The sequence below is a fragment of the Catenulispora sp. MAP12-49 genome (genome assembly GCF_041262705.1).
GTDB lineage: Bacteria > Actinomycetota > Actinomycetes > Streptomycetales > Catenulisporaceae > Catenulispora.
Genome location: NZ_JBGCCP010000003.1, coordinates 415,794 through 436,856, shown reverse-complemented (window position 1 = coordinate 436,856; position 21,063 = coordinate 415,794). Strand labels below are relative to the sequence as shown.

18 protein-coding genes and 1 tRNA gene are annotated in these 21,063 nt (G+C 70.0%); 1 reads left to right on the top strand and 18 read right to left on the bottom strand.

Annotation, left to right across the window (positions count from 1 at the left end):
- Positions 1 to 29: 29 nt before the first annotated feature.
- The 14 genes from ABIA35_RS09150 to ABIA35_RS09085 all read right to left on the bottom strand — a co-directional run bounded on the left by ABIA35_RS09150 (position 30) and on the right by ABIA35_RS09085 (position 17,304).
- Entirely contained in the window at positions 30 to 2,063 is a 2,034-nt protein-coding gene (locus ABIA35_RS09150; RefSeq protein WP_370357574.1) for a helix-turn-helix domain-containing protein, read from the bottom strand.
- Positions 2,064 to 2,085: 22 nt separating this feature from the next.
- A complete protein-coding gene (locus ABIA35_RS09145) occupies positions 2,086 to 2,868 on the bottom strand; it encodes a 3-hydroxybutyrate dehydrogenase (RefSeq protein WP_370337913.1) in 783 nt (260 codons plus the stop codon).
- A gap of 79 nt (positions 2,869 to 2,947) precedes the next feature.
- Entirely contained in the window at positions 2,948 to 3,310 is a 363-nt protein-coding gene (locus tag ABIA35_RS09140; RefSeq protein ID WP_370357572.1) for a nuclear transport factor 2 family protein, read from the bottom strand.
- A gap of 89 nt (positions 3,311 to 3,399) precedes the next feature.
- Positions 3,400 to 5,007, bottom strand: a complete 1,608-nt coding sequence (locus tag ABIA35_RS09135; protein ID WP_370357571.1) for an RICIN domain-containing protein — start codon at positions 5,005 to 5,007, stop codon at positions 3,400 to 3,402.
- A gap of 9 nt (positions 5,008 to 5,016) precedes the next feature.
- Complete coding sequence (locus ABIA35_RS09130) at positions 5,017 to 5,820, bottom strand: DeoR/GlpR family DNA-binding transcription regulator (protein ID WP_370337907.1); 804 nt, start codon at positions 5,818 to 5,820, stop codon at positions 5,017 to 5,019.
- 95 nt (positions 5,821 to 5,915) lie between these two features.
- On the bottom strand, positions 5,916 to 6,833 hold the full coding sequence (locus tag ABIA35_RS09125; protein ID WP_370337905.1) for a carbohydrate ABC transporter permease: 918 nt from the start codon (positions 6,831 to 6,833) through the stop codon (positions 5,916 to 5,918).
- Positions 6,830 to 7,834 (bottom strand): carbohydrate ABC transporter permease, encoded by a 1,005-nt coding sequence (locus ABIA35_RS09120; protein WP_370337903.1) that lies wholly within the window; start codon positions 7,832 to 7,834, stop codon positions 6,830 to 6,832. The genes ABIA35_RS09125 and ABIA35_RS09120 overlap by 4 nt, the downstream gene beginning before the upstream one ends.
- Complete coding sequence (locus tag ABIA35_RS09115) at positions 7,831 to 9,108, bottom strand: ABC transporter substrate-binding protein (RefSeq protein ID WP_370337901.1); 1,278 nt, start codon at positions 9,106 to 9,108, stop codon at positions 7,831 to 7,833. Before ABIA35_RS09115 ends, ABIA35_RS09120 begins: the two co-directional genes overlap by 4 nt.
- A 418-nt stretch (positions 9,109 to 9,526) precedes the next feature.
- Positions 9,527 to 10,315 (bottom strand): sensor domain-containing protein, encoded by a 789-nt coding sequence (locus tag ABIA35_RS09110; RefSeq protein ID WP_370357570.1) that lies wholly within the window; start codon positions 10,313 to 10,315, stop codon positions 9,527 to 9,529.
- A 72-nt stretch (positions 10,316 to 10,387) separates the two neighbouring features.
- A complete protein-coding gene (locus tag ABIA35_RS09105; protein ID WP_370357569.1) occupies positions 10,388 to 12,799 on the bottom strand; it encodes an FtsX-like permease family protein in 2,412 nt (803 codons plus the stop codon).
- A gap of 2 nt (positions 12,800 to 12,801) precedes the next feature.
- Positions 12,802 to 13,488 carry an ABC transporter ATP-binding protein gene (locus tag ABIA35_RS09100; protein ID WP_370337897.1) on the bottom strand — a complete coding sequence of 229 codons (687 nt, stop codon included), beginning with the start codon at positions 13,486 to 13,488 and terminating at the stop codon, positions 12,802 to 12,804.
- Positions 13,485 to 14,039 (bottom strand): helix-turn-helix transcriptional regulator, encoded by a 555-nt coding sequence (locus ABIA35_RS09095; RefSeq protein WP_370337894.1) that lies wholly within the window; start codon positions 14,037 to 14,039, stop codon positions 13,485 to 13,487. The genes ABIA35_RS09100 and ABIA35_RS09095 overlap by 4 nt, the downstream gene beginning before the upstream one ends.
- 157 nt (positions 14,040 to 14,196) lie before the next feature.
- A tRNA-Met gene (locus ABIA35_RS09090) sits at positions 14,197 to 14,270 on the bottom strand.
- A gap of 85 nt (positions 14,271 to 14,355) precedes the next feature.
- Positions 14,356 to 17,304 carry a UPF0182 family protein gene (locus tag ABIA35_RS09085; protein ID WP_370337892.1) on the bottom strand — a complete coding sequence of 983 codons (2,949 nt, stop codon included), beginning with the start codon at positions 17,302 to 17,304 and terminating at the stop codon, positions 14,356 to 14,358.
- A 130-nt stretch (positions 17,305 to 17,434) separates the two neighbouring features.
- Between ABIA35_RS09085 and ABIA35_RS09080 the strand changes: the two genes are divergently transcribed.
- Positions 17,435 to 17,983 (top strand): PPA1309 family protein, encoded by a 549-nt coding sequence (locus tag ABIA35_RS09080; protein WP_370337890.1) that lies wholly within the window; start codon positions 17,435 to 17,437, stop codon positions 17,981 to 17,983.
- Positions 17,984 to 18,082: 99 nt separating this feature from the next.
- On the opposite strand, the gene ABIA35_RS09075 is transcribed toward ABIA35_RS09080, so the two are convergent.
- From ABIA35_RS09075 to ABIA35_RS09060, 4 genes are read right to left on the bottom strand one after another with little or no spacing between them, the layout of a single operon-like run.
- Complete coding sequence (locus ABIA35_RS09075) at positions 18,083 to 19,153, bottom strand: PDZ domain-containing protein (RefSeq protein ID WP_370337888.1); 1,071 nt, start codon at positions 19,151 to 19,153, stop codon at positions 18,083 to 18,085.
- 42 nt (positions 19,154 to 19,195) lie between these two features.
- Positions 19,196 to 19,381: a hypothetical protein gene (locus ABIA35_RS09070; protein ID WP_370337886.1), complete on the bottom strand. Its 186-nt coding sequence runs from the start codon at positions 19,379 to 19,381 to the stop codon at positions 19,196 to 19,198.
- Positions 19,382 to 19,421: 40 nt separating this feature from the next.
- Positions 19,422 to 19,892, bottom strand: a complete 471-nt coding sequence (locus ABIA35_RS09065) for a molybdenum cofactor biosynthesis protein MoaE (RefSeq protein WP_370357568.1) — start codon at positions 19,890 to 19,892, stop codon at positions 19,422 to 19,424.
- A complete protein-coding gene (locus ABIA35_RS09060) occupies positions 19,889 to 20,992 on the bottom strand; it encodes an NAD-dependent epimerase/dehydratase family protein (protein WP_370337883.1) in 1,104 nt (367 codons plus the stop codon). The genes ABIA35_RS09065 and ABIA35_RS09060 overlap by 4 nt, the downstream gene beginning before the upstream one ends.
- Positions 20,993 to 21,063 lie beyond the last annotated feature (71 nt).

The following is a 21,063-nucleotide window of genomic DNA, read 5'->3' as shown; positions in this document are numbered from 1 at the left end:
CCCGCCACAAGATCAAGCAGGGTTGTGCCTCAGAGCCCCATGACGCGCCGGATCTGGAGCGCCAGCTGGATCTCCAGGCTGCGGCCGGGCTCCTGCCAGTCGGCGCCCAGCAGCCGCGCGGTGCGGTCCAGACGCTGGGTCACGGTGTTGACGTGGATGTGCAGCGCCTCGCCGGTACGCCCGAGGCTGCGCCCGCACGCGAAGTACTGCTCGACGGTGCCGAGCAGGTCGGTGCCGCGCTTGGCGTCGTAGTCGACGAGCGGCCCGAGGGCCCTGCGCACCACGGCGCCGGGATCGCCGCCGCCCAAGACCAGCGCCAGGAAGCCGAGGTCGGAGGACGCGGCAGCGCAGCCGACACGTCCGAGGGCATGCAGGGCGCTGAGGCAGCGGACGGCTTCGGCGTGAGCGTCGGCATAAGCAGCCACCTCGGACTTGGGGCCGCCGGCACCGACGGTGACGGGATGAGCCAGACCGCCGCGCAGCGCAGCCAGCACGCGCTGCGCGGCAGGAGCGGGGTCGTCACCGGGAAGCAGCAGGACGATGCGGCCCTCGTGGGAGCCTGCGAGACCGCCTTCGGCTTTCGCCAGGCGGCCGGCGGCGAAGTGCGCGCGGGGCCGGTCGGCCGGGGCGGCGTCGGCGGCCACGACGGTGTGCGGACGGTCGAGGTCGACGCCGACGCGGCGGGCGCGCTCGGCGAGGGTGGAGGTGTGGCGGACGGGGACGGCGAGGAGGTCGTCGAGCAGATCGCCGCCCAGCCGCTCGGCGGCTTCGGCTTCGGATCTGCGCATCAGCAGATGGAGGGCGACGACGAGCGCCGCGCGCTCCAGAATGCGCTGGTCGACATCGCTGAACGACTCGGGGGCGGACAAGACGAGCGCACCGAGCGGCTCGGCGGCAGCCGCGACAGCGGCGACGACCAGGTCGCCGGAGCGGACGGCCCGGCCGGTGGCGGCGGAGAGGGCGACCAGATCGGCCGCGCCGCCGAACCCCGCGCCATGGCCCTGCCCAGCAGCGATCGCCAGCCCGGATCTCACGACCCGGGAGATGACATCGATCGCGACTTCGGCTTCAGCGGCGCGGTTCGCGCCCTGGATGCCGACCGCGGCACCCGATCCGGCGCGCTCGCCGATCCCGGTGCCGTCGAGTGCGCCGACCTCCCCGGCGACCGCCGTCACCACCCCGTCGGCGTCGAGCACCACCAGCCCGCCGCCGAGCGCCTCGGCGACCGCCGCCGCGATCCCCTCCACGTCGCCGCCGCGCAGCACCAGGTCCGCCAGCTTGTCGTGGACCGCCGCGGCCCGTTCGACCGCCTCGCTGTGCGCGCGCACCAGCTCGTTCGCCGATCGCAGCTCGCCCAGGGCGTCGCGGGTGGCCTGCAGCAGGCGCGCGTTGTCGATGGCGACCGCGGCGTGCGCGGCCAGGGAGCCGAGCAGCGTGATCTCGTGGCGGGCGAAGGGCCGGGCGGTGCGGTTCGCGGCGAACAGCACGCCGATCACCCGGCTGCCCAGCACCAGCGGGACTCCGAGGATGGCGATCAGCCCCTCCTCGCCGACGCCCTCGTCGATCTCGTTCGTGTGCCGGAAGCGGGCGTCGCCCGGGTAGTCCGGGGTGACGTACGGCTTCGCGGTCTGGGCGACCAGGCCGCCCAGGCCCGCGCCCATCGGCAGGCGCAGGGACTGGAAGCGGGCCGACACCGAGCCGTGGGTCACCCGCATGTACGTGTCGCCGCGTTCGGGGTCGTCCAGGGTCAGGTAGGTGACGTCCGCGCCGATCAGCGTGTGCGCGCGGGTCACGATCGCCTTCAGGACCGCGTCGAGGTCGCGCAGGGCGGCCAGGTCGCCGGCGGTCTCGAAGAGCGCGACCAGCTCGGCCTCGCGGCGGCGTGAGCGGGCCAGGGTCGCGCGCACCTCCAGCGCCACCCGTTTGGCCGCCTCCAGCTCGGCCAGCTCCTCGGCGCCCGCGCCGGCCACGCGGGCGGCGACCACCGGGCCGTCGTACTCGATGGCGGCGGCATCGCGGGCCAGCAGGTCGAGGAACACCGAAGCGGTGGCGAGCGCGGACATGGCGCCCAGCATCACGCGCACCTCACCGCGCTGTCCATCCACCGTCCATGGCCAACGAGGCGCCGGAGACCGAGGCCGCAGCCGGCGAGCACAGGTAGGCCACCAGCTCGGCCACCTCGGCGGGCTCGATCAGGCGCTTGACGGCCGAGCGCTCCAGCATCACCTTGGCCACCACCTCCTCCTCCGGGATGCCGTGCGCGGCGGCCTGGTCGGCGATCTGGTTCTCGACCAGCGGCGTGCGCACGTAAGCCGGGTTCACACAGTTCGAGGTGACCCCGTACGGCGCGCCTTCCAGCGCCGCGACCTTCGACAGCCCTTCCAGACCGTGCTTGGCGGTCACGTAGGCGGCCTTGAACTCCGAGGCCCGCAGCCCGTGCGCCGAGGAGATGTTCACGATCCGGCCCCAGCCGCGCTCGTACATGTGCGGCAGCGATTCGCGGATCAGGCGGAACGGCGCCTCGACCATCAGCCGCAGGATCAGCGAGAAGCGTTCGACCGGGAACTCGTGAAGCGGGGCCACATGCTGCAGGCCGGCGTTGTTGACCAGCACGTCCACGCCGCCGATCCGGTGCGGCAGGGCCGAGGCCTGGTCCAGGTCGCTCAGGTCGGCGACCAGCGCCTCGCCGCCGACCCTCTCGGCGGCGGCGTGCGCACCGTCGGCGCTGATGTCGGCCACGACCACTTTGGCCCCGGCCGCGGCCAGCCGTTCGGCGCAGGCCAGCCCGATGCCGCCGGCGGCGCCGGTGACCAGCGCGGTGCGGCCGGACAGATCCAGGGAGGCGACAGAAGCGGCAGCAGCGTCCATAGAAGGCGTCATACCCGGTCACGCTAGAGACGGTGCCCCGCGCTTCCCATGTAGTCCGCCGCCACATACCCGCAACGCGTCATGGCTGCCCCAGCCATGACGCCGGGTCATAAGGGGGCTCGCCTGCCTGCCCGGTGTCGAAGTGCGCGATCCGGTCGCCGGCGACCTCGAAGTGCCAGCGCGTGGTCATGGTGCCCCACTGCTCGTTGGTGAAGTCGGCGATCAGGTTGCGGCCGTCCGCCGACTGCTGGGTCACGTCCATCCGGCCGCGCGTGTCGAAGGCCTCGCGCTGGAGCCAGTCCCACAGCAGCCGGGGCGTGCCGTCGTCGGTCATCGTCGCGTTCTCAGTCATGGCGGCGCGCACGGCCACCGGGTCGTTGGCGTTCAGCGCGTCCACAAAAGTGCGCACCGCCGGGTCCACCAGTTCCGAGGTCGGCATCATGAGGCGATGATCGAATGCCTCGGTGCCGCTCGCAACCGGGTGGGCCCGGCGATCAAGGTCAGGACGGTCCGGCGCCTACGCGCAGCGCGCTACCCCAGGCTCCACTGCTGGTTCGCGCCTCCGTTGCAGCCCCACAGTTCGAGCAGGGTGCCGTTGACGTTCCCGGCCGGCACGTTGCCGCCGGTCACGTCCAGGCACAGCCCGGACTGCACGCCGGTGATCGACCCGTCGGGGTTCAGGTTCCACTGTTGGTTCGTCTGGCCGTTGCAGGTCCAGATGATGACCTTGGTCCCGGCTGTCGTCCCCTGACCGCTCGCGTCCAGGCACAGGCTGCCGTTGTAGACCTGGAGCGCCTTGCCCGAGGTCGGGGTGAAGGACTGGTTCGAGCCGGTGTTGCAGTCCCAGATGTCCAGCTGGGTGCCGGTCGTCGTGCTCCCGTTCGGCACGTCCAGGCAGCGGCCCGACGACGCGCCGACGAACCGGTGCGCACTCCCGACACTGCTCCCGCTGCCCGTGGACACCCGGTACATCACCGATCCGTGCGCGGGCACCGTGGCGCTGATCGAACCCGACGTCGACGTGATCACCTTCGACCACAGGTTGTCGAGCTTGTACGAGGACGACGACGCGATCCCGATCGCCGAGGCGGAGGTCGAGATGGTCTGCGCCGAGGAGTTCTCGTTGAACAGCACCACCGCCACGTCGCCGTTGGACAGCGGCTTGGCCATCACGTCGTCCCCGCCGGAGGAGGCGATCTCCTTCCCGGCCTTGCCCAGGGAATCCTGGTCGACGGCGACGACGTCCTTATTCGTGTACAGCGACAGGGTCGCCGGGGTCGCGCTGCGCAGGTCGGTCCCGGAGATCAGCGGCGCGGCCATCTCGGCCCACAGCGACATCTCCGAGCGGTCCTCGGTGAACGACATCCCGTTGCCCACTTCGAGCATGTCCGGGTCGTTCCAGCCGCCGGGACCGGCGTAGGAGGCCAACCCGACCGTGTTGTGGAAGTTGGACAGCATGCTGCTGAAGCTGGCGTTGATGTCGCCGGTGGTGCGCCACAGGTTGCCGACGCCGGCGCCCCACGTCCACACCGACTCCTGGCCCCAGTTGCACAGGCTGAACACGATCTGCCGGCCGGTCTTGGCCAGCGCGTCGCGCATCGCCGTGTAGCGGGTCTGGGCCGAGATCCCCTGGTTGTTGCAGTTGTCGTACTTCAGGTAGTCCACGCCCCAGGACGCGAACGAGTTCGCGTCGGCCTGCTCGTGGTTCAGGCTGCCGGGGTACCCGGCGCAGGTCGCGGTGCCCGCGCTCTCGTAGATCCCGAGCTTGAGGCCCTTGCTGTGGACGTAGGCGGCGGTCCCCGAGATCCCGTCCGGGAACTTGGCCGGGTCGGGAACCAGGTTCCCGTTGGCGTCCCGGCTCGAGGACATCCAACAGTCGTCGATGTTCACATACTGGTAGCCGGCGTTCTTCATCCCGGACGAGACGATGAGGTCCGCCGTCTGCTCGACCAGGCTCTCCGAGACGTTGCACCCGAAGGAGTTCCAGTCGTTCCATCCCATCGGCGGGGTCAGAGCCAGACCGTTGCCGAGTGCTTGTGCAGGTGCCGATACCGCTACGCCGAACAACGTCCCGACCACGAGGGCGAACGCTGCGAAGGCGGCGCGCAACTGTCGACTGCGCGGGGCCCGATGACGCATGGTGCCTCCCTACTCTTCCTCCTCATTCGCCCCCGTCCCTTCAACGGGAACGACGATCAACTCCCCCACCTGTTCGCGCAGCATCTGCCGCGCCGCCGAGCCCAGCCCGTCGTCGCTGACCAGCACCGAGGCTTCGTGCAGCGCGGCGATCTCCGAGAGCCCCACCACGCCCCACTTCGTGTGGTCGGCCATCACCACCAGGCGCTGGGCCGTGGAGACCAGCATCCGGTTGGTCTCGGCCTCCATCAGGTTCGGGCTGGTGAACCCGGCCTCGGCGTCGATGCCGTGCACCCCGATGAACACGCAGTCCAGGTGCAGCCGGCGGATCGCGTCGATCGCGACCGGGCCGACCAGCGCGTCGGAGATCGTGCGCATGCCGCCGGTGAGGATCACCGTCTGCGGCGGGCCGGGCAGCGCGTGCAGCAGTTCGGCGACCGGCGGCGAGTTCGTCACCACCGTCAGGTCCGGCACCCGGGCCAGCTGCTGAGCGAAGGCGTAGGTGGTGGACCCGGCCGACACCCCGATCGCCGTCCCGGGGCGCACCAGATCCGCGGCGGCCCGCGCGATGGCCTCCTTGGCCCGCCGCTGCCGCGCGGCCTTCACGCTGAACGCCGGCTCGTCGGTGGAGCCGCCGCCGCGCGCCGTGGCGCCGCCGTGCACCTTGGTGACCAGGCCCTGGTCGGCCAGCGAGTCCAGGTCCCGGCGCACCGTCATGTCCGACACGTTCAACGCCGCGACCAGTTCCGTGACCCGCACGGCTCCGTGTTGTCGGACCTCCTGGAGGATCCACGCCTGCCGCTGCGCTGCCAGCATCCGCCGTTCCGCCCCTCGTGTCGCCCGCCCGCCGCGGGTGTGTCGCGATGTCGGTCTCCATCAATGGCCGAGGCGGCGCACCCCGACCGGCGAACTCAGCCCTTGCTGCTCCCCAGCGACAGCCCGGCGATGAACTGCTTCTGCAACAGCACGTACACGACCAGGGTCGGAATCGCCACGATCATCGCGGCCGCGGCGATCAGGTTCTGGTTGCTCACGAACTGGCCCTGCAGGTTGGCCAGCGCGGAGGTGACGGGCCGCTTGTCGCCCGAGGACATCAAGGTGATGGCCCAGAAGAAGTCGTTGTAGATCCAGGTCGTCAGCAGCGTCGCCAGGGCCGCCAGCGCGGGCCGGCACAGCGGGAGCGTCAGCTTCCTGAACCGGGTCCACAGACCCGCTCCGTCGACCAGCGCGGCCTCGTACATCTCATCCGGGATCGACTTCATGTAGTTGCTCAGCACAAAGGTGCAGAAGCCCAGCTGGAACGAGACGTTGATGACGATCAGGCCGAGGATCGAGTTGTACAGCAGCCCGCTGCTTCCCAGGAAGGTCGGTATGTGGATCTGCAGGAAGAGCCGGTACAGCGGGGTGATGATGACCTGCTGCGGCAGCAGGTTCCCGGCGGTGAACAGGATCAGCAGGGCCACGTTGATCTTGACGTTCACCCGGGTGAGGACGAAGGCCAGGCCGGCGGCCAGCGCCAGGACGATGATCACCGAGGGTACGGTGATCAGCACCGAGTTCCAGAAGTAGTGGAGCATGTCCGACTGGCTCCACGCGTCGCTGAAGTTCTTCAGCGTCAGGTGGTGCGGCATCGACACGTAGCCGTACTTCTGGGTCTCCGAATAAGGGCGGAGTGCCACATACAGCGCGAAGGCGATCGGCAGCAGCCACAGCACACACGCGCTTATCAGGAACACCTGCGAGGCGAGCTGCCCCCAGCGCAGCGGCTTCCTGCGGCCGCCGCCGGCCGAGGCACGCGGCGTCGTCCGGTGGATGGTCTGTGCAGTCATCGGGCACCCTTGGGTTGGGTCTCGCGGCGGAACGTGAGGTACAGGAACGCGCAGATCGGCACCAGCGAGATGACCAGAAGGATCACGCCGAGCGCCGAGCCGAAGCCGACGCGCTGGGTCTCCCCGACGATGTTGGAGGTGACCAGGACGGACAGCAGCTCCAGGCCGTTGATGCCCTTGTTGGTGATGTAGACCAGGTCGAAGGCTCGCAGCGACTCGATGACGGTCACCACCATGACGACGATGTTGATGGGCCGCATCACCGGGAAGACCACTTTCCAGAAGGTCTGCCAGGCGTTGGTGCCGTCCATCAGCGCCGCCTCGCGCAGCTGCGGGTCCACGGCCTTCAGGCCGGCCAGGTAGAGCACCATCACGTAGCCGGCCTGGCGCCAGCTGGCCTCGATGAGCACCGACCACAGGTTCAGCTTCGGATTGCCCAGCCAGTCGATGGCGTTGCCGTTGTGGTTGTGCCCGATGACGGTGTTGATCAGGCCGTAGTTCTGGGAGTACATGAACTCCCAGATGATGCCGACCAGCGCCAGCGAGAGCATCACCGGCAGGAACAGGATGCTCTGGTACATCCGGCTGCCCTTGATGCCGCGGTCGATGAGCACGGCGAAGAACATGCCGAGCGGGGTCGCGAAGAACACGAACACCGCCAGCCAGATCAGGTTGTGCCGCACCGCCGGCCAGAACTCGGGGTAGATGGTGGCGGCCTGGTGGTAGTTCTGGACGCCGTACAGGCATCCGTTGTTCAGGATCGAGGGGACGTTCGGCTGGCAGATCTTCGTGGACAGGCCGCCCACGCCGTTCCACTTGGTGAACGACAGCCCCACGGTGGCCAGCGCAGGACCCCAGATGAACGCGAGGTCGAGGAGGATGGGCAGGCCCAGCAGGACGGCCACCACGGCCTTGTCCCGGCCGCTGAGCCGGCCCACCCGGCGGCGGCGCGGCGCGCGAGGCGCCGCGGCCGCCGCCGGGCTCAGTTCTTGGTCGGTCATGACGTGTAGATCGCCTTCGCCTGCTGCTCAGCGCTGTTCTGAAGGCTGGTGATGTTGCCGGTGCTCGGGTCGTCGATGAACTTCTGGATGATCGAGATCATCGCGGTGGCCATCGCCGGGTCGGCGTCGCGGTCCATGAACTGGGCCACGGCCTTGCAGTTGGAGATCGCCGTGACCGAGCTCTTCTGGATCGCGTCGTAGGACGGCGCCTGCAGACCGGTGGCGACGCCGACGTCCCACTGGTCGGTCTTCAGGAACGTCGACTCGGCGGCGGCCGTGCCTATGTACTCCAGGATCGCCTTGGCGCCGGCCGGGTTCTTGGCCTTCTTGCTGATCATGAAGCCGTCGGTCGGGGCGTCCATGTAGTCCTGGCCGTACGTCGGGTTGATCGCCGGGTACGGGAAGAAGTCCAGGTCGTCCAGGTTCGCGTTGTCCGTGACGTACTGCGCCGCGACCTGGTTGGTGCCCTGGAACATCATGCCGGCCTGCTTCTGCTCCAGCGTCTTGGCCGCGTCCTGCCAGATGCGGCCGTTGGCGCCGGTCTGCATGTACGGCATCAGCTCGGCCCACTTGTCGAACACCGCGGTGACGCCGGCGTCGGTCCACGGCACCTGGTGCTTCATCAGCTTCTGGTGGTAGTCGTACCCGTTGATGCGCATGTTGAGGATGTCGAAGGTCCCCAGCGCGGGCCAGCCGTCCTTGTCGGCGAAGGCCAGCGGGATGATGCCGTCGGACTTCATCTTCTTGCACAGCGTGATGAAGTCGTCCCAGGTGGTCGGGACGGTGTAGCCCTTCGAGGCGAAGTGGCTCTTGTTGTAGAAGACCACCCACGGGTAGTTGTAGATCGGCACGAAGTACTGGTGGCCGTCCAGGCCGGTGGACAGCGTCTTCACCGAGGCGCTGAAGTTGCCGCCGATCTTCGCCCAGACATCGTCGATGGGCAGCGCCAGGCCCTGCGCCGCGAAGTACTGCATGCGGTAGCCGGCGAACCAGGTGAACAGGTCGTCCGGGGTGCCCTGCAGGTAGCTGGTGATGTTGTTCTGGAACGTGTTGTGGTCGACCGTGTTGACGGTCACCTTCGGGCCGCCGGCCGCAGTGGCGGCCGCGCACAGCGCCGCGAACGCCGCCTTCGGGCTGGCGTCGGAGTAGTTGGATCCGAACGTCACCGGAGCGGTGGCCGAGCCCGCGTTGCTGCTCGAGGAACCCGAGCTCTTACTTGAGGAACAGGCGGCCAGAGCGCCCGGCACCGTCGCGAATGCCGCAGCCGCGCCCATCCCCTTGAGCAGCCCTCGACGCGCGAGAGGCCGTTCGAAGTTTTGGGGAATCCGAGGGGAAGTCATATGAGGGTCTCCCTGCCGAATGAGAATGCCACCAGGATCGAACACGAACGAACAGGTGCCGCACATCACACTCGGCCGAACGGGCACTGTCAAGGTTCCGTAACAGCGCGGAACCCATCCGTTACCCAGTTGCAACCCGAACCCTGTGGGTCTTGGACCGCGTTGTTGGCTGAACATGTCCGGAACTGTGAGGTTCTCGCGCGTCGTTCGCCACCTACACCGGGCTGGCGGACTAGCCCTGCGAGGCGCCGGTGGAACAGGACCGCGGCTTGTTTGAAGCTGTCAACAATCTTGGTTTCTGTTTACATCGAGTGACGGGCACCCGGGGAATCGTGTGGGGTTCCCCCGCCGATCAACTCGAGCCCTGCGCCGCCTTCAGCCGCGCGACCTGCACATCCGACAGGTGTGCGAGCTGCACGCCACCCATCTGCTGCAGAGCCGCCGGATCGTTGGTCACCGGGCCGAGGAAGGCGACCACCGAGACCACCGTGCCGACCCGGACCAGGTCGGCGGCCAGCAGCTCGGTGTGACCGGCGGCGGTCATGTCGTCGACGTAGCCGACCTGGCCGTCCTTGACCAGCTCGGGGATCACGCTGGGCGCCATGGTCACGGCGGTGCCGTCCTGGTTCACCGCCAGGTTCTTGCAGCCCGTGAGGCTCGCGGTCAGGTCGGAGACCATCGCCGAGGCCTTCGCCGCGGACGGGAAGGCCATCACCGAGGACTCCACGACGTGGCTGTCGTCGTTCGCCTTGGTCAGCTGGCGGTCGACCTCGGCGGTCGTGCCGTACTTCGTGGACAGGGCCTCCTGGGCGTCCACGAAGGCCTGACAGGCGCTGCCTCCGGTGGTCACGACGTCCTGGATGCTCGTGACCGAGGAGCCGTCCTGGGAGGCGTCGTAGGTGAAGCCGGCGTCGTCCTGGCCGGTCAGCAGCAGCTTGCCGAGCTGGGCCGCCGACAGGCCGCCGGCCGCGGCGGCGCTGGAGGTCGTCGTCGACGGCGCCGTCGCTGTCGTCGGTGTCGTCGCCGTCGCCGGAGATGGCGGCGGGGCGGCCTTCTTGGCCGAACCACCACCACACGCTGCCGTGCTCAGAGCGGCTGTGACGAGGACGGCTATGGCAACGCCTTTGGTCCCGGACGGCATGGCGGTCAACATAGCAGCACACAGAGGCGGTCGGGCAGACACCAGATGTCCGCCCGACCGTCTCCTCCCCCGCTATTCGAAACGCGCGTACTCCGAGCGCGTCATGCGGTTCAGGAGCGTCATCGAGCCGAGGATCACGGCCAGGGCCGCGACGACCACCACGGAAACGCTCACCGAGTAGGTGGCCAGCGGGAAGGACATCGAGACCCCCTTGGCCAGCGAGCGCACCGCGATCAGCGCCATGGCGTAGGCGGCAAGACCCGCCATGGCCGAGACCGCGACCAGGGGCAGCGCCGATTCCAGGAACACCACGCGGCGCAGGACCGCGATCTGGGTGCCGGTCAGGCGGAGCAGAGTGAACGGGCGCTTGCGCTCGACCAGGCTGCCGGCGGTGGCCACGGCGAGGCCGCAGCCGGCCACGAACAGGGTCAGGCCGACCACGAACATGATCATCTGCTGGGCCGCCGTGAGCTGCTCGCCGCGGACCGAGGCGACCTCGCCGAAGGTCATGGGCCCGGCGGCGTTGGTGGACCACTGGTCCGGGCTGCCCAGGCCGATCAGGACCGGCGCGTGGAGGTCCAAGTAGGTCCGGGCGCGCTCCAGGACCGCGGGGTTCGAGGCGGCGACCATCAGGGTCGTGACGTCCAGCTTCGACAGATCGACGCCGGCCGGGACCGACGCCGCCTTGCCGTTGCCGGAAACGCGGTCGATGTCACTGAAGCCCATCACCGGCAGGTGCAGCATCAGGGGGTTGTCGATGAACAGCTCGTCGGCGGCGATCGCCGAGACGCCCTGGCCCGGCGCGCAGCTGCCGAGGACCGGAAGCGCCGCCGCATCGGCGCAGCTCACATAGTCCGCCGGCGGCGTCCAGCCGATCGGCGGCGGGGTGCCGCCGACCGGGTCCCAGCCCGAGGTGTCGGCGGTGACGTAGATCGGGATCGGGGTGACACCCGGCATGGCCCGCAGGTCGTGCAGCGTGGCGGCGGCCTGGGCGGGGGTCAGGCCGCCGCTTCCGGCCACCGAGCTCATGTCGTAGCGCAGGCGCAGCACGTCCGTGAGCGGTGCCCGCTGGCCGGAGGTCTGGGCCGAGACCGCGGTGGGCAGGACCCCGGCGACCGCCGTCCCGACGAACACCGCCACGGTCACCCCGGCGACGGTGCGGAACGTCGCCCGCGGGTCGTCGGCCAGCCGGCGCGCGGCCAGCGTCGTGGCGGCGCCTCCGCCGATGCGGGCCAGCAACCGGGAGGACCACATGGTGACCCAGGGCCCGGCGAAGACGACGCCCCACATGGTGAGGATCAAAGAGGGGTAGACCACGCCGTCGGCGTTGTCATTGGCGGGGAGGCTGACCGCGACCACGAACAGCGCCATACCCAGCGCCAGCGGGATCAGCCGCTTCGCGGTCAGCGACTTCGGCGTGGCCTTGCGGGCGACAGCCAGCGGGTCGTACCGCACCCGGCGCAGCGAGCGCACGGCCGCGAGCGCGGCCAGCGCCGGCACCAGGATCAGGACCCCGAGATACCCGAGCAGTCCCGGAGAGACCTCGGCGGGGAAGAACCGGGTGCCGGTGACGTTCACCTTGGCCACCTGCGAACTGACCGCGAGATAGACGCCGATCCCGAGGACCGAGCCCAGGGCCGCGCCGACGAACGACTCGACCGAGGCGACCGCGGCCACCTGCCGCGGCGTCGCCCCGACCAGGCGCATCGCGGCGTAGCGCTCCTCGCGGCGGGCGGCGGACAGCCGGGTGGCGGTGCCGACCATGATGACGATCGGGAGCAGCAGGGCGACGGTGCCGAAGGCGAAGGCGAACCGGTAGATGGTGGTGGTGCCCTTCACCTCCTTGGCGGTCGAGATCGCGGTGATCGGCTCGGTGGCCTGGCGGCCGGCCAGGTCCTCCGGCGTGTGGCCGATGACGACGGCCAGTTCGTCCGGGCTGTAGAGGGCGGCCCGCGGGATCACGCCGACCTGGTGGCCGGGGAAGCGGTCGCCGAGTTCGTCTGACGGGACGGTGGTGAGCAGGTGCGCCAGCGCCGGGGAGACGTAGTACTCGCCGGGTGCGGGCACCGTCGTCATGCCCGGCAGGGTCGGGGCGTCGGCGGTGAGTGCCGCGACGTCGAGGCGGCGCAGTTCCGTGCCCTGATAGAAGTCCTGGGAGAAGTTCCACAGTTCCTTGGCGCCGGCCTGCTTCGCGACGGCCACGTCGACGGTGCCGTCGGCCTTCATGCCGGCCGGCATGCCTTGTTCGTTGCGTCCCCCAGGCCTGGCGGGCCCTGTGGCACCGTCCGCCGGGCCCGCCGCGGCCGTCATGCTCGGCGAGCACTCCCAGCACTGCCGGTTCGTCGTGCCCTGATAGGCGTTGAACAGGCTGAAGACGCCGAGCATGACGGCGACCCCGACCGCCACCGCGAGCGACGTCACGACCAGGCGGATCACCGCCTCCCGCCCGCCGCGCAGCGTCAGGCGCATCCCCAAGCGGATCATGGTCAGGCCACCGCCGAGCTCGGGGTGGTGACCGCGCGGCCGTCGCGCACGACGATCTCGCGGTCGGCGTAGGCCGCCACGCGGGCGTCGTGGGTGACCAGCACGACGGTGGTCCCCTCGTCGCGCGCCGCGCCGACCAGCAGGTTCATCACGGTCTCGCCGGTGAGCGTGTCCAGCGCGCCGGTCGGCTCGTCGGCGAAGAGCACCCGAGGCTTGTGCACCAGCGCGCGGGCCAGCGCGACGCGCTGCGCCTGGCCGCCGGACAGCTCGCCGCTGCGGTGGTCGCCGTGCTCCTCCAGACCGAGGCGCTCCAACCACGGCGCGGCCTGCGCGTACGCCTGCCGGCGCGGCTTCTTGGCCAGCAGCAGCGGCAGCGCGATGTTGTCCAGCGCGGTCAGCTCCGGCACCAGCTGGCCGAACTGGAACACGAAGCCGAAGGCGTCGCGCCGCAGTTCGGTGCGCCTGCCCTCGTTCAGCGTGTCGACGCGCGCCCCGTCGAACCACACCTCGCCCTGGTTCGGCGTGTAGATGCCGGCCAGGCAGTGCAGCAACGTCGACTTCCCGGATCCGGACGGCCCCATGACCGCCAGGAGCTCCCCGCGCTCCACGGCCACACTCGCCCCGCGCAGCGCCTGCGTCTGGCCGAAGGCGCGGTGCACATCGCGCGCCTCCAGGATGTACTCGCTCATTGTGTTTCCCCCATTTGCTTCTGGTCGTCGGTCACGACGCGGGCCAGGGCGGTCAGCCTGGCGGAGGTCAGCTCGATCCAGCGCAGATCGGCTTCGAGGTGGAACAGTCCGTAGTCGGCCAGCAGGGCGTCGACCGTCGGTCCGGTCCGCTTGATCTCGGTGAGCTCGCGCATGCGCTTGAGATGGGAGGCCCGCTGGGCGTCGAGGTAGCCGGCGGCGTCCTCGCCGAGCATCAGCGCCAGCACGACTTTCGAGAAGAGCACGGTCTGCAGATGCGGCTCCGGCTCCACGGTCTGCGACAGCCAGTCCATGACCTCGCCGCGCCCCAGATCGGTGATCGCGTAGCGCTTGCGGTCGGGCCCGTCCCCCGGCTCGGCCTCCCCGCCGACGACCTTCCCGTCCCGCGCGAGCCGGCCCAGGGTCGAGTAGACCTGGCCGTAGGGCAGCGGCTTGCCGTTGGCGAAGTGGCTGTCGTAGTCGCGCTTGAGGTCGTAGCCGTGGGTCGGCCGGCCTCGGGCCAGCAGGCCCAGCAGGGTCAGGGGGACGCTCACGGAAAGGACTATACACCGGAGGTATAACCCGAGTGAATAGTCCGTCGCGCGGAAGGGATCGCGCTGGTCAGGATGATGGTGGCGGATTCCGGCCGGTCGGCGGCGCACCCGGGCACGCGAAAGGGCCCGGTTCCGAAGAACCGGGCCCTTTCCCTAGTAGCGGGGACAGGATTTGAACCTGCGACCTCTGGGTTATGAGCCCAGCGAGCTACCGAGCTGCTCCACCCCGCGTCGGTGAACTAAAGGTAACCCGCCGAGGGCCGACAGAGCAAATCGAGTGGCCGCGCCCCCGGTGACCCGCGGGTCACCGGCCGTTTCACGGCACACCGGGGAGGTTCTTCGCGAGGTCCTGGGCCCGCTTCAGAGCCTCCTGGGCCTGGGTCTCGGCCACTCCGAAGGCGGTCCAGTCCGGGGGCGACTGGTTCAGGGCCTTGACCGCCTTGTCCTGCGCCGCGGACGCGTCGGTGAGCGCCTGCCGCAACTGGTCGGCGACCAGGCTGCCGGGAGCCGGGAGCGAGGTGGGGACGCCGGCCGGCAGGGCATTCTCGCCGGTCGCGGCGCCGGATCCGCCGGGGAAGAGCGCGTCGAGGGCCAGTTGCAGGGTGGGCTCGAAGGCCTTGTGGTCCCCGAACGCGACCATCACGCCCTTCAAGACCGGATACTCGGCCTGCGCGGTCGGCGGCACGTACACCGGCTCGACGTACAGCAGGCCGCCGCCGACCGGCAGCGTCAGCAGGTTGCCCTCGACGGTCTTCGGGGTGTTCAGCAGGTCCGCGTAAGTGGTGCGGAAGCTGCTCTGGACCTGTGCTGCGCTCGGCACCTTGGTGTCGGCGGGTAGTTCGAGAACGCTGATCTTCCCGTAGTCCGGGCCGGGTTCGGAGTCCACGGCCATGAAGGCCGCCGGGTTGCCGCTGCTGCCCGAGGCCAGGGTCGAGGTGAGCGAAAAGGCGGGTGCCTTTTGGCCCCGCATCTGGAGCGTCAGGTAGTACGGCTGCTGCGGTTGTTGGGACTGACCCTCCGGGCTGTCCTTCGTCGGATCGGCCGGGACGGTCCAGAACGAGGTGCCGGCGGAGAACTCCTTGGCGTTTGTCACGTGGTACCGGCCGAGCATGTCGCGCTGCGCGTTGAACAGGTCCTGCGGGTAGCGCAGGTGCGCCGACAGGTCGGAGCTGATCGCAGAGCGGGGCTTCACCGTGCCGGGGAAGGCCTTCATCCAGGTCTTCAGGATCGGGTCGGTGTCGTCCCAGGCGTAGAGCGTCACGGTGCCGTCGTAGGCGTCCACAGTGGCCTTCACGGCGTCGCGGACGTAGTTGGCCTTGCCGCCGAGCTGAGTCGTCGTCGAGTACGGATAGGCCGACGTGGTCGTGTAGCCGTCCACCACCCACAGGATGCGGCCGTCCACGACCGCCGGATAGGCGTTGCCGTCGACGGTCAGCCACGGCGCCACCTCGCGCACGCGCTGCCCGGGGTCGCGGTCGTACATGATCCGCGAGTCCTTGTTCACCCCGTTGGACAGCAGGATCTTCGGCTCGTGGAACTTCACCGCGTACAAGAGCTTGTCCAGGAACGAGCCGACCGGCACGCCGCCTCGGCCCGAGTACGTCGTGCTCTGCTGCTCCGTGGGCGTGGCGTCGTCAGGGCGGTCGAACTCGGCGGGCGCGGTGTTCGCCGGGCCGCCGACGATCGAATAGTCCGGCAGTCCCTGGCCGAAGTAGACCTGCTGCTGGTACTGGCCGAGGGCGCCGGAGGCCGGGAGGTTCTGCTCGATGTAGTCCGGCGAGCCGTCGAGCGCCGTGGCGTTGTCCTTGGCGGCCACGACGCCGTAGCCGTGGGTGTACTTCAGGTGCTCGTCGACCCAGTTGTCCGGGGAGGCCAGGGTGCCGGCGGGCTTGAGGCCCCGGACCCCGACCAGTGTGCCCTGGGTCTTGCCGTCGACCTGGTAGCGGTCCACGGCCAGGGTGTCAGGGAAGGTGTAGTAGGCGCCGTTCGGGCCCGCCTGCTGCCCGTCGAAGTCCTGCGAGACCACCGAGGGGTCCATGACGGGAATGTGGGCGACCGTCCCGGCGTCGGCGGCCAGCAGGCCCTTCGCCACGTCCGTCTTGGCGGGGTAGGAGGTGGTGGCGACCCGGCTGCCGTCCAGGCCGTAGGCGGCCCGCGTGGCGTCGATGTTCCGCTGGATGTACGGCGCCTCCTTCGAGGCCTGGCTCGGGTCCACCTTGAGCTGCTGGACCGCCAGCGGGTAGACCCCGCCTATCACCACCGAGGCCAGCACCATCAGCGAGACCCCGAGCGCCGGCAGGGCCCAGGGGTGGCCGCCCCGGTCGAAGTCCGGCACCGCGGCGCGGACGAGCAGGCGGACGGCGTTGCCGAAGAACAGCAGGGCACACAGGATAGCGATCACCAGCAGGATCGACTTGGCCGGCAGGACCGCGTGCACGTCCTTGTACGTCGGGCCGGCCCAGCCGCTGGTGATCTTGGAGCGGTCCACGGTGAGCGAGTACCGGTCGAGCCAGTAGGCGTAGGCCTTCACCAGGACCAGACAGCCGAGCAGGATCGAGATGTGCACCTGCGCGGCGCGGGTGGCCCGGGAGCCCAGGACGTGCCCGCCCCCGGCGCCGGCCGGCGGGGTGAGCGCGAAGCCGGCGAACAGGTAGTGCGTGAACAGAGCGGCGAGCAGGCTCAGCAGCACCGCGGCGACCAGGAAGCCCTGGATGTGGCGCAGCCAGGGCAGCGTGAAGACGTAGAAGCCGATGTCCTTGTGGAACTGCGGGTCCTCGGTGCCGAACGGGACCCCGTCGGCCCACATCAGGTAGGTGCGCCAGGATCCCGCGGAGGAGGCGCCGGCCGCGATGCCGAACAGGACCGACGTGCCGGCCAGGAGCCAGGGCAGGAACGGCGCCAGACCCATGCGGTAGCGGTCCAGCGCCTGCTGCTCCAGGGACACCCCGGTCAGCGGCGGCCGGAACCGGTGCGCGAGCCACATGTTGGCGCCGACGATCAGCGCCATCAGGGCGCCGAAGACCAGGAAGAGGACGATCTGCGTGAGGGTCCGCGTCCGGTACACCTGCCCCGCGCCGACGGAGTGGTACCACAGGTAGGAGGTGTAGACGCCGTCGAAGACCAGGAACAGGGCGACCAGCGCCGCCATGATCATGATGGTGATGGCCAGTACCCTGGTGCGGCGCGGCGGAACGCCGAACGCCACCCGACGCCCGCCCCCGGCGTCCCTGTCATCCCCGCCGAAGTCCGGCATCTCGAACGCCACGGCCTCAGCGTACGCTGCGGGCCGCGCAGGACGACGGCCGCGTGCAGTGTGTTCGTCATATCGAAAGGCCGGAGCGTGGTCCGGACGGCGTCCGGTCGGCAGCACCGCCGCGCCGGGAGACAATGGCGCCATGAGCTCTGTCGCCAGCGTCGCCCTGATGCAGTCCGTCGTCGAGATCGAGCAGCACGTCGCCGCCGACGGCTGGAACCAGCGGCCGCGCATGTTCGCCCTGGTGCCCACCGCCGAGCTGCTGCTCACCCAGCCCCGGATGGCCGCGGCCCTGGGCCTGTCCGACGAGTCGGCGGAGACCGGCGGCATCCCGACGCTCACCTCGATCGAGCAGGACGGCCTGGCCCTGAACCAGCCGCTGGACGAGATGCTGGCCAAGATGGTCTGGCCCGCCGGGGTCGAGGGCTGCGCCCTGGTCATCGAGTCGCAGATGCTCCCGCCGAGCGCGGAGGAGCAGATCCCGCAGGACCTGGAGGGCGCCGCGCTCGAGCGCTGGGTGACCAAGCATCCGGAGCGCCAGGACGTACGCATGGCGGTCGGGGTGCTGCGGGACGGCACGCGCCAGGCCGCGATCCGGCTGCGGTCGAAGGACTCGGACATGGAGGTGCTGTCCGGGCCGGACCTGGTGCCGAACCTGGCGACGGCGCTGCTGGAGACCTTCGAGGAGTAGGCGGCCCGCCAAGAGTTCTCTGATACACAGACGGGGTGCAGCCGGACCTATCCGGCTGCACCCCGTCTTTCTGCTCTCAGGTGCTCAGCTGCTCGCTGCTCAGCTGCATCCCTGCGGTGTTCCGCCGGCCCGCAGCGTCTGCAGCGCCTTCAGCGCGTCCTGCAGCGTGCTCACCTTCACCAGGCGCAGCCCGCTCGGCGCGTTCTTGGCGGCGTCCGCGCAGTTGTCGGCGGGCGTCAGGAAGACGGTCGCGCCGTCCCGCTTGGCGGCCAGCGTCTTCATCTGCACGCCGCCGATCGGGCCGACCTTGCCGGTGGAGTCGATGGTCCCGGTCCCGGCGATCTTCAGGCCGCCGGTGATGTCCTGCTGCGAGAGCTCGTCGATGATCCCCAGCGCGAACATCATGCCGGCGCTGGGCCCGCCCACGTTGTCGAGCTGGATCTTCACATTGAACGGGAAGACGTTCTGGGTGCCCGGCAGGAAGCCCACCAGCGCCCGCGACGGACCGGTGTCGTGCGACTGCGTGGTCACCACCGAGACCTGCTGCTGCTTGCCGGCCCGGGTCACGGTGAAGACCACCGTGTCGCCGGCCTTGTGCTTCTGGATCAGGGTGTGCACGTCGTCGGGGTTCACCAGCGCCGTGCCGTCCACGGCGTCGATGACGTCCTGCGGCTGCAGCTTGCCGTCCGCGGGGCTGCCCGGGGTCACCGAGTCGACGATCACCTCGGTCCGCACCGGCTTGATCCCCTGGGAGGCCAGCGCCGCGGTGATCGCCTGGTCCTCGGAGTCGTCGAACATGGCGGTGTTCTGCTGGGTCGCCTCTTCGGCGGTCTGCCCCTCGGGGTAGATGACCGTGCGCGGGACCACGATCTTGTCGCTGGACAGCCAGCCGGAGAGCACCTCGACGCTGTTCGGCTTGTAGTCCGCCCGGGACACCTCGACGGTCACCATGCGCAGCTGCCCGCCGCTGGTGTGCGGGAAGGTCTGGGTGCCGGTGATGTCGATCACCGGCTTGGCCGGCTGCCCGGAGTCCGTCGAGTAGCTGCCCAGGGTGTCGTACGTCGGACCCGGCGACATCTCCGCGTACGGCGTCGGGATCAGAAACGCCGAGGCCGTGAGCAGGGCGACCGTCGTTCCGGACAGACTCAGGGTGAGGGCACGGCGCTGCATTCCACAGATGCTATCTGTTGCAGTCTGAAGCGGCGCTGAGACCTACGCCGGAGGAGCGGCCTCGACCGCGATCGGGTCCTCGTTGGAGATCGCCTCCCGGAACCGCCGATAGGCATGGATGGTGTCGTCGTCGCTGGGCCGCCGCACATGACGGGCCAGCGCTGACACCGCCGCGGCCAGCACCACGGCGCCGACGGGGATCGCCCACCAAGCCAGGATCGACAGCACACGGTGACTTTAACGCACTATTCCGTCACGCGCAGTGAAGCTAGCAGCCGACCCATTCGTGGTCGCCGTCCGCGAACTCCTCGCGCTTCCAGATCGGCACCTGCGCCTTGAGCGTGTCGATGAAGGCGCGGCACGCCGCGAACGCCTCGGCCCGGTGCGGCGCCGAGGCTCCGACCACGACCGCGAGATCGCCGACGGTCAGCGCGCCGACCCGGTGGATCGCCGAGAGCGCGACCACGTCCGGGTGCGCGGCTGCGACGTCCTCGGCGACCGTCGCCAGCAGTTCGGCGGCGGATGGATGCGCGCTGTAGTCCAAAGCGGTGACGGACCGGCCGTGATCGTGGTCACGCACCACGCCGATGAACAGCGCGATGCCGCCGGCCGCCGGGTGTGTGACCGCCGCGACGACCTCGTCGACGGACAGTTGCTTCTCGCGGACGTCCGTGTGGATGGCCGTCCTGACGGTTGCGTGTCCCGTCGTCACCTGGTCCTTTTCCTTCTCCTCGATCACGCTGTCCCTCCCCCACGGCGCTTGCGCCGTGCCCGGCGTACCAAGGCCGCGGTGCCGACCAGCGCGACCGTGGCGCCGGCCGCGCCGAGACCGGCCGCGGCGTCCTTCTTGCCCAGGCGCCTGGCCAGCGCGGCGTGGTGGCCGTCGATGTCCTCCAGGAGCTGGGCGAACGCTTCCTCGTTGGTAAAACCAGGTTCCCACCCGGCCTCGCGGAGTTTCTTGTTCGAAACTGCCCAGGGGTGCATGACGTATTGGAGGTCGCTGGCGGGAGCGGGAGTGAGGTGCAGCCTGTGCAGCCGCTCGGCGGCACCGATGGCCAGGCCCTCCGGGAGCTCCATCCGGCGCATCCCGGAGATCTCCTCCACTTCGTCCTGCGTGAGCCAGCCGTCGGAGGCGACCGGGACGATCCCGTTCACCTTCCCCAGGGCCGCGTACTCCAGGGCCGAAAGCAGGTCGTCGATGTGGCAGAACTGCCAGACCGGCTTGGACCCGCGCACCACCAGCAGGCGCGGCGCCTCGAAATGCCGCGTCAGGTAGGTGTCGACGCCGGGACCGACTATGGCCGCCGGGCGCAGCACGGTGATCGTCAGCCCGGGGTGCGCGCGGGGCGCGATCGCCGCCAGCCGCTCGATCTCCAGCAGGTCGCCGACCAGGGTGCCGTCCGGGGTGGCGCGCAGCGGCGCGTCGTCCTCCAGCGGGAGCGGGTTGTCCGGCAGCGCGCCGTAGACCATCGCCGTGGACAGCAGCACCACATGGTGTACGCCGGCGGCGGCCGCGGCGGTGATGGCGGTCTGGGCGGCGCGGACGTTGCGCGCGGTGCGCTCGCGCGGCTCGGAGTTCAGGTCGGAGTCCACGGCCAGGTGCACCAGCGTGTCCACCCCGGACAGGCGTTCGGCCAGCTGGGGGTCGGTCACCTCGCCCAACCGCCAGGTCGCCGGGGCGGCCCCGCGCTCGGCGTCCAGGCCCACCACCCGGCGCACCTCGCCGCCGAACGCCAGCTTGCCGGTCAGTGCCTCGCCCAGCCGGGCGGCCGCGCCGGTGACGGCGATGGTGGGCTTGCTGGTGCGGCCGGGGCGCTTGCGGTCCGGCGAGGAACTCACTGAGGCTCTCCTGTGGTTACGTTAGATGTGTAGAGGAAGTCAGTCTCCGCGCTGTAAACCGATCCTTCTTC